We start from the raw sequence: 19,361 nt of genomic DNA on the forward strand, positions 1-19,361 counted from the left end.
CTCGATTATATTTCCTTAGGGGTGAATTTTTTCAGCAGGGATGATCGCACCTCATAGGTTGTTTAATTCTTAGCTTTTCTATTGAATAAATTTAAAAGTATTCTAAAGAAGTATTGTAAATACAAACAGTCTTTCTTTGTATGAAAACTACAAAAGGCAGATGTTCTCTGCCTTTTGTTTATTATTTTTATAATTTTTTCTAAGCTATTTAAATATAAAGCTTGGAAAAGTTTTAATGTATCCACTAGAAGAATAACTGTGCAAGCTGGCTCGTTTTCTCTGCTGTGTTTAAAAGTTGCTGTTGTTCTTTTGGGCCAAACCATATGCCATCAGATTCATCACCTGCTTCTGAGGTCGGGTCAACGGTTGTTCCCCCAGTAGCTCCACCTGTGGAATTATCAGGATCATCTCCACGGTCACTTTCTAGTCCTCCGTCTACTTCAGAATCATCCCAGGGATCGGGAAAAGCAGGAGGAGCAATATGCTGATTAGGGTCTCTGTGTAGCAAGGATATGAGGTCAATCAGTTTCCACCACGTGTCTTTAGGAGGATTGCCCTCTTCGTCTACAGGAATAAGGTTGACTGTGAGTAAACCGCAAAGAAGGAATTGTAGGAAGGTGGGATGGGATACTGTGAGACTGTAGTTCCCTCTACCTATTTGGGGTTGGAAACAAGGGCTTCCTTTGAGTAAATAATAGAAAGCATTTTTTATAGTGCGCATGACTGATTCGGCGCGTCCATCCACCTTTTCATTTCTTCCCGATCTTGCATTACGGCAAAGGACTCCCTTTAGTTGCTGTTCTAATTTAGTCCAATTCACTTGTTTCATTAACTCAGGAGCTTCACCTGGAGAGTGGTTAGGGGAGATCCAAATGGTAGGCGGATTGTGCGTGGATGGACTATGAAATCCTTGTCTTATAGCAGACACTTCTTCACCATCTGTTTTAGGAAGAGAAGATTCTATGTCAGCAGTTTGGAAGAGTTCTTTTTGTAGGTATTGATGGAAAAATGCTTGTATCTTAGCTTGAGCTTCTCTGCAACATGTTTGTATATGCTCTTTATCATTTTCACTTAAACTTTTTCCAGTGATCATCAGCGATGAGACATCGATTCCGGAGGATTGTACACCAATACCAGCTACAATAGGTCCGTGTGCTGAAGATAAATCTTTAAAAAATGCGCGATCTGGATGATCTTCGGGAGTTGCACCGTCTTCTTCATTAATCACACAAGTGCATAAACATTGGAAACATAAAGCTAACCAATTGGGACAGTGAGACTCACACCAGGGTTGGCAGCGATCTCTGCAGAATCTGGCTCCTTGCTGTGTATGTGGACTATCAAGAATTTGAGTAAATAAATTAGCTGCATCTTTTAATGTTTGCAGAACAACATCGTCATTAGTCCCTAGAGAGATTCCTATAGACACTGTGTGAGAGGATCTTGGTTGGGTAGTTATTGGGTGTTGAGACGCTGCTCCTGTTTCTTGTAGGGGAAATTGTTCAGGGGAGTTGGTTGATGTTGTAGACCAGAAACAGTCACATTTAGGGACAGGAAAGCACATAAAATTCCTCTGATGTTAAAATGTTTAGAGACGAAAGGATCGTTGGTATTTTTTCTGGTTCATTGTTGATAAGGCAAGCAATTTTGTCTATGAATTTGATTCTAAGATGCTGATTTTTAGTTTTTTATAAAAAAGTGTTTTAGTTTTAGATAAATGTTTATAAGGAAAAATTTTTCGATAAGTTCAAATTGTTTTTCTGTCCAACGATGTGTAATCGGGCATATTAGTTGTTTCTACTCATTCTATGGGTTGCTAGTCTTCAACCTATTTTTATTGTATTCATATCTTCGAGTATTGATCGTTTTTCTATAGGATTTTTTAAGTATAGACAATGGGGTCGAGATATCCAGACTAGGATTAGAATTTACTCAACAGAGTAGATGTCTAGTTGTGGTATTTTCTCGATCCCCACATGTTTTGCTCGCTATTTATTGGGTTTTAGCTTGAGCAATTTTCATCACTGAAAAAAGTTCTGTCAAATTACTTGAGCTACTGAGTAGCTCTTTCTGTCTTATAATTTCATCATTTTCATCATCAGGGGGACATTCAACACCATCAGGTAGATGGTAGTCATCAGCAGGGGCATTTGACGTACTATCTGCAGAACTAATGCTTACCTGGCGGGTTAACTGTCGTTTAGTGGGTGCTTTCGATGTTTGTGATTTTGCTAAATACACTCGTTGTGAACGTAGGAAAATTTTCATAAATGGATCATCAGCCTGAGAAATATCTACTGGAGATTGCTCAGAAGAGTCCACAGGTACGTAGCCACAACAAAGCAAAATTAACATTAATAGTCGTATGAAACTCTTTATTTCGTAAGAAGGGCAGGCTCCACTTTTAATTAAAGGAGAATTTGGGCCGGCGGATATACAGAGAAATTTTTCAAATATCCAGGTGACTAGATGAGCTTTTTCAAACCCCAGGATTCCTACCTGTCCGGTAGTTAAAGATTTTACTATTAGCTGGGAAAGAAATTTCTGTGTAACAGATTGTTTGTATTTCGATGCTGATGCTGATGATTGTATTCCAGAACAGACAATAGAATCCCTGCGTCCAGAGTTGGGATTTGTTGCATTGAAAATCATGTTATCCGAGTTATCAATCAGCCAGCATGGGGGAGGAGTAGGTGTTTGCTCAGGATTTAGCCATGCCTGTGATCCAATGATTCCTAAAAGGATAGGTAATGTTTGCTGGACTTCATCATCATCACTGGTGATAGATAGGCTAGCATCATAAAAAAATGACTGAGAAATTTCTCGCATACCTCCAGAGCATTGATTTTTGGCTTCTTGACAAGCTGCTTCGAGTTCTTGTTTTTGTTCTTCAGTAAAATTTGCACCACTTTGTACCATGCTTAATACATTCCATTCTAACGTGTTAAGTGCTAACCCTAATGAAATTGGGCCATAACTTTGATTCATCCCATCAATAAATTGGGGAATATTGCTTGTGCTTGTAGTTTCCACAATGCAACAAGCTTGGAAACAAGTGCAAAACCACCTGCCGCAACTTCCAAAACGTCTTTCACAGGGATTAGAGCATTGTTCGTAGCAGACAACGCATCCTTTTTGGGTTCTTGGGTGTTCAATGATAGAGCTTACTATCCCAGCAATTTGACTCACTTGGCTTGCTAAGTCACTTTCACCGCCAAGTTGTAGTCGGATTTCCGATCGTGCTTGTGGTTGTTTAGTGACAACACCAGAGGTGGATGGATTTTGAGAAGTATCAATAGATCCTGAGCGTACTCGAGAAAACTGAAAACTAGGAAAACTAAATGCCATACATGGCCTCCGTAGATTTTTGAATTTTTCTCCAAGATTCTGATGTAAAAAATGAGCATATTTTGTTTTTCATCAGAAAATTTGGGAAAGCAATGTAAAGAAATTTTTTTAAAACATCCATTTTTTAAATTTTTTTTTACACTTGCAGAGTGCAGGAATTGCCAGAGCCACGAAATTTTTTCGTGTTTATGGAATGTAAATTGAGAGAATTCACGTCTTTGGAGATAAGGAAGATTTTGTATTTGCTTTAGTCATAGAATGACGTGTAGTTTTTATCTTTTTTGGTGTAGTTGAAGAGTCTTTTTCGTTGTTTATTTTTGTAGTAACGGCTAAGAAAGCTCTCTTTTTGATGCAGGTAAGGCAAAGGATTTCTTCAGATGTACCATGATTTAACCATGGAAAAGTTGTTTCTTAATTGTCATGTTTTTGCTTTTGTGCATGTAGGGAAATGAGGAAGAGGTTGTTTTAAAGTATAATTAAATCTAGATTCTCTTAATGAAAAAAGTTAACATACTCCGTAGCCTTCAGCACAATCTCAATCCCCCTGAGAGTGTGGTGAGGGCAATTTTTTATTTTGTTTTCTAACATGATTCTTTGTTGCTATCCTTTACCCACCTCTACCTACCTATAGAAATAGGTGGGATCTTTTTATTACCTACAAATTTCTTCAATAGTTAAATTGGGTTTCTATCTAAATCTTCGTTGAAGTTTGTGGTGCACTAGCTTTGCTTGCTTATGCTTATACTTGTATATTAGGGTAATATATTTTAAACATTGCTTCTCTATAGGTTAACTCCATCTATTTAGACTGTATTGAGATATATCTGGTACAGCAGGACATATTCTATTTCTATCTTGAAATCCTATAATTTGCGGTCTTGGATTTATTTAGGGATTGTTGATTACGAAAAGAAGTATGTGTGATCAACACTGTCGTAGTCGTTAATTTTACTTTTAGATATGAAGAGATGCTAATGCTGTCTTGAACAGTGTGGGTTTCTATTTGGGGAGAAGAAATAGTGTGAAAACGGAAGAGAAGGGATTCGAACCCCTGGTTCCTTTAAGGGAACTTCTGATTTCGAATCAGATGCATTCGACCACTCTGCCACTCTTCCGTACGTAACCAGTTTAGGTTTTCTTAATTAGGAAATCAAGCTCCTCAATGATAATTTTCTTGTGTAACCCATCTCTTTGATAATCAGAAATTAATTTCTGTAAAAACTCCGCGTTATCTCAGAAGATCTTCAGCACGATCTCCTTAAGAATAAGAAAGATTAAAATATGCTGATGTATTCATTAGCTTGGTTTAGGGGTCCTTGGGAGATTCCATTTCTATATGAGTATGTTAGGTAAAATGATAATAATAAATTATGCTAAAAGTAGTCTGTTTGTTTTAAAATAAATTAAAGGCTTTTGTTTTTTTTATTTTATTATGTCACAGCCTCTGTATACAAATAAACTGATTAACGAGAAATCTCCTTACCTACTTCTTTATGCTCATACGCCGGTGAATTGGTATCCGTGGGGTAGTGAGGCTTTTGATTTAGCAAAATCTCAAGATAAACCTATCTTTCTTTCTATAGGGTGCGCTCATTCTCGGGGGTGCCGTGTTATGCTTCAGGAGAGTTTTGTAAATCCTGAAGTGGCAGCCATGCTCAATGAATATTTTGTTAATGTTAAAATAGATAAGGAAGAGTTGCCCCATGTAGCTCATCTCTATTTTGATCTCGCTCAGTTGCTTTCTGTATCGGGAGAAGGACAGAGCATTTCTTCCTGGCCTTTGAATGTATTTTTAACCCCGGATTTGCTTCCCTTTTTTTCTGTGAATTATTTAAGTGCTGAAGAGAAGTTAGGCATGCCTTCATTTTCTCAAATGATAGAAAAGTTATATGCCATGTGGAAAGACTGTGAAGAGAGAGAGGTTCTTGTCCGTCAGGCTCATAAGGTTATGGAAATCGCCTCTTTTATAGAGAAGTGTTTTAAAAAAGAACTCCTAGAAGAGCAGGTCCTTTTGCAAACGGTATCTGCAATTTATCATGATATTGATCCTCATTACGGAGGAATCAAATCTTTTCCTAAAACCCCGCCTTACTTACTCATTCAATTCTTATTACGTTACAGCATAGAATATCAAGATAGTCGTAGTCTGTTTTTTGTGGATCGTTCATTGCAGATGATGGCTAAGGGAGGGATTTTTGATCATCTAGGAGGAGGTTTTTATTGCTATACTATAGATGATAAATGGTTAATTCCTTGTTTTGAAAAACAACTCATAGACAATGCGTTTTTACTGTTAGACTATCTTGATGCTGGAGTCTGTTTAAAAAATCCTCAGTACCTAGAGATTGCAAAACAGATACTTCATTACATGTTATCAGCACTGTACTATCCCGATGTGGGGGCTTTCTATACTTCAGAACACGGGGAATCTTGGGGAGCCTCAGGGAAGTGCTTAGCCTGGTCAGGAGAGGAAATTCGTGAGATTTTAGGAGAAAGAGCAGATTTATTTTGTGAGTATTATGGCATTTCTCGAGAAGGATTTTGCAATGGGAAGAATATCCTCCATATTCCTGACCATATTAACTTAGAAGAAATTGCAGAGAAATATCATTGCTCAGTTGAAGAATTTTTTGAGATTTTAGATTGCCTAAAAGATAAGTTACGTTTGCATAGAGAAACAAAGCTACAATTATTTAAAGATGACCAATGTTTGGCTTTTCATAACGGATGGATGATTCATGCTCTTGTGATTGCAGGGAGAACTTTAGGAGAGAATCATTATATTTCTATAGCTATGAAGTGTGGTGAGTTTATTCGTAATCATTTGTGTGTGAAGACGACATTATTACGCAGATGGAGGGAAGGAGAAGCAAAATATTCTGCAGGACTGGAAGATTATGGTGCTGTTATTTTAGGGTTCCTTTCCCTATACGAAGTTGGATGTGGCGCGAAATGGCTAGTATATGCTGAGGAGCTCATGAAGGAGGTTCTCATTTTTTTCCGTTCGGAGAGCGGGGGATTTTATACTACAGATGGACGTGATTCCTATTTGCTTTTTCAGCAAGAGAGCTTATCCGATGGGGAAAGTATTTCCGGAAGTGCTTTGATTTGTCAAACCTTAATCAAGTTACACATGCTTACGGAAAAGAAACACTATCTAACCTATGCTGAAGATACATTACAGTTAGCTCAGGCCCGATGGCATACGCATAAATTTTCGTCTATGGGAAGCTTAATTGCTGCTCAGACTTATTTTTCTCGTAACCACAAAAAAATTCTTATTTCTCTTGCTCATGAAGAAGATCGTAGAATCATTTTATCTTATTTTTCTGGTCGCTTTCTTCCTTATGTATCTTTAGTGTGGATGAAACAAGGTGAGAGAGAATTATTAGAACGTCTTCTTCCGGAACATGAACATTCGTTAATCCCCAAGGAGGGCCAGAAGTTATCTATTGTTTGTGTCATTGAACCGGAAGTAGGAAGGAAATTTTCGAATCTAGAAGATTTTTATAACTATTTGAAAGAATATACTTTATAAATGTATTTCTGCGTGTTTTGTCAAGGTTTTTCTCAAAGTGGCTAAAATTTGGGGAATTTCTTATAGTGAATCCCAGTATCGGGAACTATTAGGAGTAGCAAATCATGAAGAGTAGAATCCTGAGTATTTTTTCTCTTACCAGCTGTTTGTGTTTCTCAGTACCGCTAATGGGAAATTCTTCTTTACTTTCCTCGCCTTCCAGCTACTTAGAGAAAGTTCCAGAAGATCCGTCAGGGATTGCTATTCATGATCGAGTTTTATTTAAGGTCGATGAAGACATTGTTGTGACCACTTTAGATGTTATACAAAAATTGAATCTTCTTTTTGCTTCTTCGTATCCTCATCTTTTAGATTCTGTTTCTGCGCGCTCACAATACTATGCTTCTATGTGGCCTGTAGTGTTAGAGTCTGTTATTGATGAATTTCTTATGGTTGCTGATGCAAAATCTAAAAAAATTTTTATAGATCCAACAACAGTCAATCAAGAAATTGAAGCTATGTTTGGTAGAGATCTATCTCCGTTTTATGAGCATTTCGATATGACAGCTGAGGATATTTTTAGGGTTATTCATCGTACATTAGTTGCCCAAAGAGTTATGGGAATGATGGTACGCTCTAAAGTTATGTTAAAAGTCACCCCGGGGAAAATCCGAGAGCATTATGATGCGTTAGCTGAGGAGGCAGCGAAAACATCGGTATGGAAATATCGCGTAGTCACAGTGAAGGCAGCTACAGAGTCTTTAGCTAGTCAAATTGCGAGTAACGTGTGTGCGCAACTAAATGAAGCACGTGTGTGGAATAGAGAACGACTTTCCGCTTTTGTTCTTTCTCAGGGAGGGGAGTTGATGTATTCCGAAGAATTCGTTCGTAATGATAAGGAACTTTCCGAGGCTCATAAGAATGAATTGCTCCAAGTGAACTATCCGGAATGTATTTGTGGTCAACCGAAACTATGCAAATCAGGATATAAAATTCACGTACTTTTGGATAAGTCTTCTATGGTAATGCGATCTCTCGAAGATATGGAAATGCAGATCAAACATATGTTATTTATGCGTTATGCGGAGGGAATAGAAGCTCAGTATAAAGAAAAATTACGTTTGCGTTATGGCTTCGATCCTTCTATAATTTCTACATTGCTTTCTCAAGAAGCACCCCCACTATTTTCTCTACTTTAGGAGATCTTGTGTCCCGCAGCTCCCCGGAACAGCTCATACAATTTTTAAAAGAAGTTCGGGGCTATCCCAAAAAGGGGTTGTCGCAAAATTTTTTAATTGATGGGAATATTCTCAAAAAGATTCTTGAGATTTCCTGTGTGCAACCAGAAGATTGGGTATTAGAAGTTGGTCCTGGGTATGGAGCTCTTACTGAGGTTTTGGTCAATAGAGGAGCTCGAGTTATCGCCTTGGAGAAGGATAGTATGTTTGCATCGACTCTTCGTCTCTTGCCTATAAATGTACACATTACAGATGCTTGTAAATATCCTTTAGCTAGTTTACCTCAGGAGGGCTATCGAGGGAAAGGACGTATTGTTGCTAATCTTCCGTACCATATTACTACGCCTTTACTAGTAAAATTTTTTACTGAAACTCCAAATCTATGGAAAACAGTTACAGTAATGGTTCAGGATGAAGTTGCTCGCCGGATTACGGCACAGCCTGGGGGGAAAGAATACAGTGCCCTCACGGTGTTCCTTAATTTTTTTTCTGATGTGCGTTATGCCTTTAAGGTAAGTCCTAGCTGTTTTTTCCCAAAACCTAACGTTGGTTCGGCTGTTGTCCATATGGTTGTTAAAGATACTTTCCCTCTAAAAGATCAAGATCACGATGCATTTTTTACTCTTACAAGAACAGCATTTGGGAAAAGAAGGAAATTCTTAGCTAATGCATTAAAAGATCTTTACCCCAAAGCAAAGGTTTTACTTGCTTTACAGGAACTCCATTTTTCTGACAAAACGCGTCCGGAAACTTTATCATTGCATGACTATATCCGTCTGTTTCATTTGCTCTCACAGTCTTGAGGAGAGAGGGGGTCTTATTGAAGAGTAAATTAAAATTGAATTTTTAATTTATTTTTAGACTACTTTCTCGAAAAAAAGAAAGAAATAGAAAAAAGAACCTGGTAGTATCTTATTGAGATAAACCACAGGAAAAGCTTTTATTGCTTATTTATAACGGCTGTTTTCTAATGCAGGGGTGTTGAAATGGAGACCTGGTTATATTGTCTTTCGCTGAGTAAGAAAACTCCTATTGCCTGTTTACCTATACTCTCTCCCGTAATGCTACAAGCAGATCAATGCCTTCCCACTCTTTATTTATCCCCATTTAGTCGGTGTTCTGATAGTAAGATTTTTGTAGCTTCTGTAATTGGGTAATACCTGGAAACATACGAAGTATCTTTGATTACAGTGTACTCAAATGACTAGAAAAAGATGGTATTGCTCTGAAGTTAAAATGTGTCAGAATACGTTTGACCATAGTTTCTACATGTAAACCCGTCTTTTTTTGTAAACTTTCCTTATCTCCATGGTAAACAAATGTATCGGGAATGGCAAAATGTAAAACATCAATTTTAAAGCTATATGTAGCTAGGAAGTCATTAAATTCCGATCCCAGTCCCCCCCGAATTGCATGCTCTTCAATGACGACAACTCTTGTATGATGCATGAGCAAAACACCAAATAGATTGTTATCGAAAGGTTTAATAAACACAGGATCAACAACAGTAGCGGAAATTCCATGCTTTAACAATTGTGCCTGTATAGAAAGTGCAGCGCTACACATATGCCCTAGGGCAATAATTAAAATATCCTCTCCTTGAGTTAGGATCTCTCCTACCCCTGGAGTACGGTGAGCCTGGACATCCACAGAGAGAGGATCTTTTTGAAGAGCAGGTATGTTGGGATAACGAATAGCTGTTGGGGAATTCCAAGAAATAGCAGAAAATAGTAATTGTTGGAGGACGACAGCACTGCGAGGTTGGCAGATTACCATATTAGGCATCATCCGTAAAATACCTAGATCATAAATCCCATGATGACTGCATCCATCAGCATAGGCTAATCCTGCACGATCAATAGCAAGGATTACGGGGAGATTTTGCATGCACACATCGTGGAAGACATTGTCGATAGCACGTTGTAAAAATGTGGAATAAATAGAGCAAATTACAGGAACTTGGGCTTTGGATATTCCTGCGGATAGAGTGACGGCATGACCTTCCGCAATACCCACATCAATAAAACGCTCAGGGAAGTTTGTTTTAAATTTTTCTAGGCGTGATCCTAAAGACATTGCTGGGGTCACTACATGTAAATTAGGAATCATTGTTCCCAACTGACAGAGGGTTTCACCAAAAATATCGGGATACGTTGGTGGTTGTTTAACTACGGGAAGTTGAGTATTTTCTTCATGGGTTGTGAAATTGGCGGAAACCCCATGGTATTTTGAAGGATTTTCTTGAGCAATTTCTAAACCCTTTCCTTTGGTTGTACATACGTGTAAAAGAATAGGGAAAGGTAAATCCCGTACGATGCGTAATACAGAGATTAATTTTTTAATGTTATGCCCGTCAATAGGGCCCACGTAAGCTAAACCAAATTGTTCAAAAATAGGAATAGGACAAAATAACGACTTTAAACATAGAGATAAGCGATGCCATTGCTTAGCAATGCCCGTACCATAGCGGGGAATACGAACTAGCCATTTATCCATTTTTTTAGAAAACGAGCTCATTTTCGGATGGTGTATCCATCGAGAAAAGCTTTGAGACATTACTCCCACATTTTGAGAAATCGACATATTGTTGTCGTTTAAAATCACAATAAATTTTGACAAGTCAGAACGGATATTATTTAGGGCTTCCAAAGTTAAACCGCAGGAAAATGCCGCATCGCCTAGAATGGGAAGAATATGAGATCGGGATTCTGGTGGAGTTGCTTTTGCCATACCCAAGGCTAGGGATAAAGCATTTCCTGCATGTCCTGAAAAAAAGAGGTCATGCGGACTTTCTAAGGGAGAAGTAAAACCACTCAACCCGTGATCATGACGAATACGGTCAAACTGCGCATCATTTCTTCCCGTGATTAGCTTATGAGGATAGGCTTGATGGCCCACATCGAAAATAAATTTATCCTCGGGAGAAGAGAAAACATAGTGTAAGGCAATCGTTAACTCAATAATTCCCAGATTTGAAGCAAGATGCCCTCCCGTTTGTTTCAAAACTGCAATAATTTTATGGCGCATTTGTTCCGCAAGAAGAGAAAGATCTGCGTAGGACAGTTTTTTTAAGTCTTCAGGAGAAGAAATTTGGTCTAAAAGAAAAGCTGAAGTCATTGCTGTTTAGCCGGTACAAATGGTTGTAGAGCAACTTGTCCTAGAGTATTTTTTGTCACTGCGCCGTTAGGTTGTATAGAAAGAATATAGCATTGCTGATTTTTAACAGATAGTAATGCCATTCCCTGATGAATTAAAGAAAACACTTTTTCATAAGTAGATACAATAGCATCAAAAGACTCTAAAGTTTCTAGGTGTTGTTCAGTAATGGAAAGTTCCTGAAGTATAGAGCTAAGATCTTGGGAAAGGGTCACTAGACTCCTCATCTGGTTAATTTAATGCGTAGGCACTTCTTCTAAAGCAGGAAACTCTTCTTTATGCTTTTCTGATAGTTGACGTACGCGTTCTTCAGCTTGACGAATGCGTGACTCACAAATACGCATTAAGGATTCTGCTTCTTCGTAGAGTTGTAGAGAGGCATCTAACGATGTTGTGGGTTGACTCATTAAATCCACAATCTCTTCTAACCTATCCATAGCCTTTTCAAAGGAAATTTCTTCCATAATTTTAAGACTCTTAAATTTACAAATACTGCACATCTTCTACAGAGAGAATCGCTTCTCCATCGTGCAATCGCACTTTGATTTGATGATGTTTCTGCAGATTTTTAACTGAAATAATAGCGCAATGTTTATTAAAATCAAAGAGCATAGCGTAGCCACGTTGTAAAACGTGTTTGGGATTTAGTGAAAGCAGCTGTTTGTATAAAGTATGGTACTTTTCTTGATTTCTTTCTATGATCCGGCGTAACGCCTGATAGAGAGTATTGTCATAGGTAATCATGTTCTCTTTGTAGGCATGGAGTTGATGGGAAGTAAGGCTAATTATCCGCTTGTTTATATTGAGTAGAGATTGTTTTTCTTGAAAAATTTTTTGATTTAAAGAGTGCGCCCCGTAAGCTAACCTTTTTTGTTTATGATTAAAAAAGTAAAGAGAGCTTTGTATGCGTTGACGTAAGACGCGTAAGACTTGGAGTTTCCAGAGAAAAAGCTTTTGGGAAAACGGCTGTGTATAGGGGATAGTAAGATTTTTTTTGATATGAAAATACCGATGTTTCCAAGCAGATAGTTGGTTACATAAACCCATATAAAGCAGGTGAGCAATATTACAAAGACGTTGGGATGTGCGGTGTAAGAAATTGCTTCGTAGCCAACGAGAAGATTGTTTGTAGTGCTGCAGTGCTTGGGAAAGTTTTGTTTGCATTAACCTCTCGATAGAGAGTCTTAGGTAGTCTAACGATTGTTGGGCGGAGTGGAATAGATCAATACGAGTTAGGTGGCGTCTCCATTGTAGGAGCTGTTGTTTTTTTGCAGACAGAAATTGTTGTGCGTGCGTATGCAGGTGAGTTAAGGAACTTTGCAGTGTGTGAAGAAGCTGCTCACTACTTTGGCAGACAATTTCTGCTGCTGCTGAAGGAGTAGGTGCTCGGACATCAGCGGCAAAATCGCAAAGTGTGTAGTCGGTTTCATGGCCTACAGCAGAGATAATGGGAAGCGAGCTTGTAGCTACTGCTTTTACAAGGATTTCTTCGTTGAATGCCCAAAGGTCTTCAATATTCCCTCCACCGCGAGCTAGGATGAGAACATCAGCTAATTTCTCAGTATTCATAACTTCAATAGCTTTCACAATTTCTTTTGCTGCAGTTTCTCCCTGTACCGTGACAGGATAGAGGAGTACTTTATATTGATGACAACGACGAGAAAGAATGCGTAGAATATCTTGAATCACAGCTCCTGTGGGACTAGTAATCACACCAATGCATTGGGGTAAATGCGGTAAGGGTTGTTTTCTCTCTTTAGAAAAGTATCCTTCAGCTGCTAACCGCTTTTTTGTTTCCTCAAGTTTATGTAAAAGGTCTCCTTCTCCTGCATAAATTAACGCATGAGCAATGATTTGGTATTGTCCTCGCGGAGCATAGACAGCAAGTTTTCCATGAAGAATCACCGAATCTCCGTCCTTGGGATAACGATCAAAATATTGACTTTTAAAATGAAAAAAGGCTCCGTGCAGAAAGGCGGTACTATCTTTAATACCGAAATATAAATGCCCGCTGGGTTGTAAAGAGACATTACTCAGTTCTCCTTTAACCACAATGTGGCAAAAATTAGATTCTAAAAGATTTTTTATGGATTTTGTGAGAGAGGCTACTGTTTGAGGAGAAGATGACATCAGCATGAGCAACAAAACATTGTGGTTTCGCGTTTTATTTATTGAAAAAATACTTTAACCTTTGTTTAGAAAACTAGGGAGAATCGTAATTTTCCTAGGATTTTCCCCGCCAAGCATAGCACAAAGAATGTAAGGATGAACAGATGAAACGCAAGCGTTATATTTTTGGTAATTGGAAAATGAATAAGACTTCTCGGGAGGCTAGAGAGTTTTTGTCCATTTTTTGCCCTTTAGTTCGGGATAGTTCTTCTACTTCTGTCATTGGTATAGCACCACCATTTACTGCTTTGTCTGCGTGCTCTGAGAGCATACAGGTTCATAATTTTCCTATTTGGTTAGGAGCTCAGAATCTTCATCAGGAGTTATCCGGAGCGTTTACAGGGGAAGTGGCTCTTCCTATGCTTCAGGAATTCGGTGTGCGGTTTGTTTTGCTTGGCCATTCGGAGCGCCGACATATTTTCCACGAAGACGACGAAACAATAGCACTAAAAATAGAAAGAGCGGCTCGCGGGGGGATCATTCCCATTTTGTGTATAGGAGAGACATTAGAAGTTAAGGAAGGGGGAAGAACACAAGAAATGTTGTCCAACCAATTAGTGTCTGGGTTGTCACGACTTACAGAGACCGCATCTATTATCCTCGCTTATGAACCTGTTTGGGCTATCGGAACAGGAAAGGCAGCCTCCATTACTGATGTGCAGGAAGTCCATTCTTTTTGTCGTCAGGTACTGTCACAAATTTTTTCTAAAGAAAAAGCCGAGACAGTACCTATCCTTTACGGAGGTTCTATTAAAGCAGATAATGCTAGGAGCTTTGCAAGCTGTCCTGATGTTGATGGTTTATTAGTAGGGGGAGCTTCTATGAACCCTAAAGAGTTTTCTCATGTAATTGAACAATTCCATGTAGTCTAAGAATGTGAAAAATAACTTTATTATTAGATATAGATTTTTTTCTATTCTTGTAAGAACATGAGAATGTGCTATGTGCTTTTTTAGGATTTTTTTATTATTGATGCAAAGCACACAGCTCTTTGCCCATTATCTTTCTATGAAGTGGGTAGTGCATAAAGAATTTTAGGAGAACACCGTGATTGGCTTGTTTTATACATTTTTATTTGTTTTTCTTGTTTTATGTGTATTTCTTTGTGGTTTGATTTTAATTCAAGAAAGCAAGAGTATGGGCCTAGGGTCTTCCTTTGGAGTGGATTCTGGTGATTCCATGTTTGGAGTTTCTACTCCGGACATCTTAAAAAAAATAACAGCCTGGCTAGCTCTTATCTTTTGTTGTGGGTGTTTGTTTTTATCTTTTGCTACAAATTATCTAGGAAAAAATTTTCACGATAATTTTTCTACTGTAGAAGAAACCCCTTATGAAGGAAAAGAAGCTCCACAAGAGTAAAGTGATTGTATCATTTGTCTAAGCGTGTTCTTCGAATCTTCCTACCCATTACGAAGGAAGTTTATTCCATTTCTATGCTACTTCATTGACAACGGGTTTTTCAGTTTAGTTAGTAGGGTGCTTGGGATTAGATTGAGTAGATTTTTTATATCCTATAGGAACAACCCTAATGATAAGGCGTGCATTAATTGTGTTTAGATTTGTCTAATTTAAGATAGAAGAAGAATCGTTTGTCCGCCTCACGCTTTTCATATACAGAATATAGTCGCCAATGCTCAAAAATTTTAGTCCCCAAAGTCATTTGGTATTCTAAATAGTTAGGCATATTGGTGTGGTGCCATCCATACCTCAAGATCAGGTGATAGTGCCAGCAGGGGTGGGGGCGTAGAAATACCTTACCTAAAAGAAAATTACGACGAGCGGATAAAGGAGAGTCCAGAAGTTCTTCTATAGGGCGGCTAACATCAAGAATGTAGTTCTCCTTATCACATTTACGTAGTCCGTACTTACTTCGATGCAGGAACTCTAGAGTAATAGCCATATGTTCGCTGCCCACCCATTGCCAAAAAAGGTTCATGTGGTCCCAGCAGTGTTTTTTCCAAATCCATTCTGCATCTAAGGAGAAAGTATTTTTTGATCCTAAAGGTAAAGAAAGGGTACATGCGGTTTTAGGAAATGTAGTTTTTGCAAATGCATTTCTAAAAATATGGGTTGTCCAGAGTTTTGCAGTTATTTGAGGTGCATGAGGAGACATTCTGTGAGACAGGAAGGATTCTACTCCTAACTTCATTAGATGTAGTGAAGAAAAGGCATCGTGAATCGAAAAAATATAATGCTCATCATTTTTCATTACAGGCCGTGAAGCCAGGGTATAAGAGATAAAAGGCTCAACAATGTGTTTTGTCTGTAGGTAATTTTTATATGCTGAAAACCGGTAATCTACATGTATTTGGGCCGAAGCTTGAGTATGGTGCGTAGATTCTTTAGGGACAGAGCTATAGTAAATAGCAGAAGCTAAGAGAGTTGGTGTGATCGTCCCCCAAATTAAAGGAAATGCGCGGTAGAGTTTAGGAGAAATAGCCGCACGTAATGAAGAAAAATTTTCTCCAGGGATATTATTACTGAAGGCAAAGTTAAAGTACCCGCATTCTAAGAAATTTTCAAAATATACTTTCGTATTTTTGATGTTTTTCGGGTGCTGATGTAGAGATACGCAGGGGAGTGCTTGATTGACATTTTGAAAGGAATTGACTTTTACGGATGAGAATATGTTCCCATAAAACATAGGATCTCTCCAGGAAAGACAAACCTGTGTAGGACCTGTATTTTTTAAAGAAAAATTATTTGGGAAGATATCGGCAACTGTTTCCCAACTATCACTTACATGGTATTCTCCAGAGAGCTTAGCTCGATATTTTTCTAGCGAGAAATCTCCATGAAAACGATAGCGATCTCGAGGTTCTGGCATGTCAATAGCTAATCGGTGTGCATAATAGCTTTTTATGTTGAAGACATTTTCAGGATGTTCTTTTTGAGAGAAATGTATGTTATAGCCGATGCCAATGCCGTGCTTAAAAAAGCTATCTAAAAAGAACGTAGATGAGAAATGTTTTTTAGAGATAGGAGAGTAACTGATCCCCAAGTAAGAACCTAAAAATCCCCCAGTTCCTCCACGAAAGTTAATAGGAGGTTTAGGAATTTCCATAGGCATAATGGAAAACTTAGGGAAAAACATGAGGGGAATATTACAGAGACTAAATGTTGTTTTCCCAATAGATAATACTCCGTCGGAAGAGTATTCTAAATAATCTCCTGATAGACAAATGTGTTTATCAGGACCTTCAGAGGTAGAGATGTACCCTTTGTGAATGATAATGGTTTCAGGAGTGAGAGTCATCATAGAGCCGCCTAAAAACCAAGGATATAAGGCGAATCTTCCATTGGTTAATAAGCAAGAATCTGTATCTTCATAATACTCTAAATAATCACAGATTAAGGTTTTTCCTCGATAATTGACCATGATATTGCCATGGGCAATGAGCTTTAACCCCCGGTCTGGAACATTATCTACATAAGCACGGTTTGCTTGTATGCGGAGATTATTATGGATGTTGAGCACACCATCTTCAATATCTAACGTTCCAGATAGTCCTTTAAAATGACTTAAGTAAGATACCTTTTTTTTTGCTGCTTCTTTATGTGTAAGTGCTTCTGAATAGAAATTATAGGACAGTAGAAGAGCTAAAAGAACACAAGAGAGACTACGTTTCATATTTTGCCTTTATTCGATGATTTTCATAAGTAATCCGGCTAAAATATGACGGTTTTTAGCTTGTATTTGTGTCATTAACTGAATCAATAAACGAATGTCTTCGTGATTTTTTGATGTCACCAAGGATTCCAGAATATCGAGCATGAGTTTAGTTCGTGTTTCAGGAGAGATTTGGTAACGTAGGTAAGGAGAGTTCGGATGAGGTTGTTCCTCTTCTGTATCAATAAATAGGAGAGTTTCTGTAATGAGTCGTTGCGCATAATGATGTAAAAAGAATTTATGTTGAGGGTCTTTAGTCAGATTATATAAAGCAAGGTGCGCGTAAGCACGAATAATGGGTTCTCCAGGAAGCTGAGAAGCTTGCTGGAGAATTTCTAATGCGTGCTGATGAGAAGAATGGGATAGAAAAGTAATGGCTTTGGCTGCAAGGGAAGTTTTTTGACTTTTAAGTATTTTTTCTATGTAGGCAAGATACGCTTCTTTAGGGAGCTCGAGTAAAGAAACAAGAATTTGTTCTTCAGTAGATTGAATTGTAGTTAATGCTTTTGCTCGCTCTCCAGGGTTAGTAGGAAGAATTAAGTTTCTATATTTCCATGCTTGTGTAGCGTGACCTGGGGAAAACGTTGGAAGGAGAACTTGGCTATAGTGTGGTTGTATGAGCCACTCTGTCATAAAATCTAGTAGATGCGGGTGAGTGCATCCTAAATGAATTAATGCTAAAGCCGCATTAAACTTAACCTCGAGATTTGACGTTGTTAAGAATAAGGGAAGAATCAGAGGAGTTCCTAACTCTTTGGATAATAGGCGAGCTGTGTAGATAGCGTGGCAACGTTTTTCTTGGATTTGTTTTATGAAAATAGGAAGGGCTTCTTCTTCTTTCCCTAAAGCAAGGAGTGCTTGCGCTGCAGCTAGAGAGATATCTGGGTGGGGGTGTTCGGAAAGCTGTTGGATCACGTGATAACTTTGACCATCTTTGAGTAGGCCTAAAGCATAGAGCGCGCCTTCACGATCTAAAGGTGATGCACTTGTTAACAGATTTCTTAACGTAGGGAGAAAACGCTTTTGACGGTATTCTCCGATGAGTAGTGTTACATAATTGCGTATTGAACTTTTAGGAGAGGCCAGTAGTTGACGAATATAGGTATCAGATTCTTCGGTTTCTAATTTTAAAAAGATCGCTGATGCAATGCATTGAATTTCTTCTGGAAGTTTATGAATAAAGGCGTGTAAGTGGTCAATGACTTTAATATTTTTACGACCAGCAAGACGATAGGCAGCTTCTAAACGAATCACCGGGTAAGGAGAGGATAACGCTTGAAATAAAAGTTCATCGGCAGCATTGCCTAGATGTTGGGAAACTGCAGATAAAACTAGTAACTGTTGTAAAGGATCTTCTGTATGCATAGCTTGTGAGAGAATATCCAAAGCTTCTGATGATCCCACGAGGCCTGCCCCAACAATAGTACTTTTACGAATATAAGGGTCAGGGGAATATAGGCCCTGTTTTAAACAATTTACAGAAATGGTTCTTAATAATCTAAAGTCATGTTCTCCATGGGTATCCAAAGCATCTAGATAAGAAGTAAGAGCTTGTTCTATAGATTTTTGACTAGTATAAAGAATTCTATGGCTTACGGATTCTGGGAAATTACCCAATACTATGCTCGAACTTAATAGGAATCCCAAAGTTACAATTAAACGAGATGATCCCATAAGTTAATACCAAACTTTAAAAGAAGACGTCGTAGTGTGTTAATAGGAAGTCCCTGTACATTATAGGTACAACCGGTAATACTGTGGACAATGAGTCCTCCACCATCCTGAATGCTATACCCCCCACATTTATCTAAAGAAGAAAAAGCTTGTACGTATTTCCTGAGATATGTTTCTGGAAGTTGTGAGAAAGTGACTTGGGTAGTCTCATTTCCTGTAATGAGTTGATCGTTTTGAAGTAAGGCCAAACTAGTAATTACAGAGTGTGTTTGGTTGCTTAATGTCTTTAACATAGCAACTGCATGTTCAAGAGAAGTGGGTTTATTAAAGATTTTTCCTTGATAAACAACAATAGTATCTGCGGTGAGAATCAATCCTTTGGGGTTGTGAATTGCTTGTATAGTTTTAGCTTTACCAAGGGCTAATTTTTCGGAATAAGCTATAGGATCACCACAATAAGGAATTGATTGTTCATCAAAATCTGATGAAATGCACGTAAAGGGAATACGAAAGTACTGCAAAATAGATTTTCTTCGTGGAGAAGAAGAACCAAGAATGAGATACGGCTCCATGCGTCCTCACAAGAATA

The 19,361-nt window shown here is 38.3% G+C and carries 15 protein-coding genes and 1 tRNA gene; 6 read left to right on the forward strand and 10 right to left on the reverse strand.

What is annotated here, in order from left to right; translation table 11 throughout:
* Positions 1 to 244: 244 nt before the first annotated feature.
* The 3 genes from M787_RS03335 to M787_RS03345 all read right to left on the reverse strand — a co-directional run bounded on the left by M787_RS03335 (position 245) and on the right by M787_RS03345 (position 4,463).
* Positions 245 to 1,564 carry a hypothetical protein gene (locus tag M787_RS03335; RefSeq protein ID WP_021828159.1) on the reverse strand — a complete coding sequence of 440 codons (1,320 nt, stop codon included), beginning with the start codon at positions 1,562 to 1,564 and terminating at the stop codon, positions 245 to 247.
* Between the two features lie 428 nt (positions 1,565 to 1,992).
* On the reverse strand, positions 1,993 to 3,348 hold the full coding sequence (locus M787_RS03340) for a hypothetical protein (RefSeq protein WP_021828160.1): 1,356 nt from the start codon (positions 3,346 to 3,348) through the stop codon (positions 1,993 to 1,995).
* 1,028 nt (positions 3,349 to 4,376) lie between these two features.
* Positions 4,377 to 4,463: transfer RNA gene (locus tag M787_RS03345), tRNA-Ser, on the reverse strand.
* Between the two features lie 317 nt (positions 4,464 to 4,780).
* On the opposite strand from M787_RS03345, the gene M787_RS03350 reads away from it, so the two are divergent.
* The 4 genes from M787_RS03350 to M787_RS04910 all read left to right on the forward strand — a co-directional run bounded on the left by M787_RS03350 (position 4,781) and on the right by M787_RS04910 (position 9,260).
* Positions 4,781 to 6,886 (forward strand): thioredoxin domain-containing protein, encoded by a 2,106-nt coding sequence (locus M787_RS03350; protein WP_021828161.1) that lies wholly within the window; start codon positions 4,781 to 4,783, stop codon positions 6,884 to 6,886.
* Positions 6,887 to 7,053: 167 nt separating this feature from the next.
* Positions 7,054 to 8,064: a hypothetical protein gene (locus tag M787_RS03355; RefSeq protein ID WP_238582556.1), complete on the forward strand. Its 1,011-nt coding sequence runs from the start codon at positions 7,054 to 7,056 to the stop codon at positions 8,062 to 8,064.
* An 8-nt stretch (positions 8,065 to 8,072) separates the two neighbouring features.
* Entirely contained in the window at positions 8,073 to 8,906 is an 834-nt protein-coding gene (rsmA, locus tag M787_RS03360) for a 16S rRNA (adenine(1518)-N(6)/adenine(1519)-N(6))-dimethyltransferase RsmA (protein ID WP_021828163.1), read from the forward strand.
* Positions 8,907 to 9,089: 183 nt separating this feature from the next.
* Complete coding sequence (locus M787_RS04910) at positions 9,090 to 9,260, forward strand: hypothetical protein (RefSeq protein ID WP_021828164.1); 171 nt, start codon at positions 9,090 to 9,092, stop codon at positions 9,258 to 9,260.
* Positions 9,261 to 9,288: 28 nt separating this feature from the next.
* On the opposite strand, the gene M787_RS03365 is transcribed toward M787_RS04910, so the two are convergent.
* Genes M787_RS03365 through xseA form a run of 4 tightly spaced genes read right to left on the reverse strand, consistent with a single transcriptional unit; the run spans position 9,289 to position 13,395 of the window.
* A complete protein-coding gene (locus M787_RS03365) occupies positions 9,289 to 11,220 on the reverse strand; it encodes a 1-deoxy-D-xylulose-5-phosphate synthase (RefSeq protein WP_021828165.1) in 1,932 nt (643 codons plus the stop codon).
* Entirely contained in the window at positions 11,217 to 11,474 is a 258-nt protein-coding gene (locus M787_RS03370) for a hypothetical protein (RefSeq protein WP_021828166.1), read from the reverse strand. The genes M787_RS03365 and M787_RS03370 overlap by 4 nt, the downstream gene beginning before the upstream one ends.
* A gap of 21 nt (positions 11,475 to 11,495) precedes the next feature.
* Positions 11,496 to 11,723, reverse strand: coding sequence for an exodeoxyribonuclease VII small subunit (locus tag M787_RS03375; RefSeq protein WP_021828167.1), 228 nt, complete (start codon positions 11,721 to 11,723; stop codon positions 11,496 to 11,498).
* Positions 11,724 to 11,742: 19 nt separating this feature from the next.
* Positions 11,743 to 13,395, reverse strand: coding sequence for an exodeoxyribonuclease VII large subunit (gene xseA, locus M787_RS03380; RefSeq protein ID WP_021828168.1), 1,653 nt, complete (start codon positions 13,393 to 13,395; stop codon positions 11,743 to 11,745).
* A 137-nt stretch (positions 13,396 to 13,532) separates the two neighbouring features.
* Here xseA and tpiA point away from each other — a divergent pair, with 137 nt between their 5' ends.
* Positions 13,533 to 14,300 (forward strand): triose-phosphate isomerase, encoded by a 768-nt coding sequence (gene tpiA / locus M787_RS03385; RefSeq protein WP_021828169.1) that lies wholly within the window; start codon positions 13,533 to 13,535, stop codon positions 14,298 to 14,300.
* 175 nt (positions 14,301 to 14,475) lie between these two features.
* Positions 14,476 to 14,787, forward strand: coding sequence for a preprotein translocase subunit SecG (secG, locus tag M787_RS03390; protein ID WP_021828170.1), 312 nt, complete (start codon positions 14,476 to 14,478; stop codon positions 14,785 to 14,787).
* Between the two features lie 184 nt (positions 14,788 to 14,971).
* Here the strand turns inward: secG and M787_RS03395 are convergent, their stop codons facing one another.
* Genes M787_RS03395 through M787_RS03405 form a run of 3 tightly spaced genes read right to left on the reverse strand, consistent with a single transcriptional unit; the run spans position 14,972 to position 19,344 of the window.
* Complete coding sequence (locus tag M787_RS03395) at positions 14,972 to 17,059, reverse strand: CT351 family outer membrane beta-barrel protein (RefSeq protein ID WP_021828171.1); 2,088 nt, start codon at positions 17,057 to 17,059, stop codon at positions 14,972 to 14,974.
* 9 nt (positions 17,060 to 17,068) lie between these two features.
* The gene (locus tag M787_RS03400; RefSeq protein ID WP_021828172.1) at positions 17,069 to 18,772 is read right to left on the reverse strand and encodes a HEAT repeat domain-containing protein; all 1,704 of its coding nucleotides are present in this window, start codon (positions 18,770 to 18,772) and stop codon (positions 17,069 to 17,071) included.
* Positions 18,754 to 19,344: a Maf-like protein gene (locus M787_RS03405; protein ID WP_021828173.1), complete on the reverse strand. Its 591-nt coding sequence runs from the start codon at positions 19,342 to 19,344 to the stop codon at positions 18,754 to 18,756. Before M787_RS03405 ends, M787_RS03400 begins: the two co-directional genes overlap by 19 nt.
* Positions 19,345 to 19,361 lie beyond the last annotated feature (17 nt).

The sequence above is a fragment of the Chlamydia gallinacea 08-1274/3 genome (assembly GCF_000471025.2).
GTDB lineage: Bacteria > Chlamydiota > Chlamydiia > Chlamydiales > Chlamydiaceae > Chlamydia > Chlamydia gallinacea.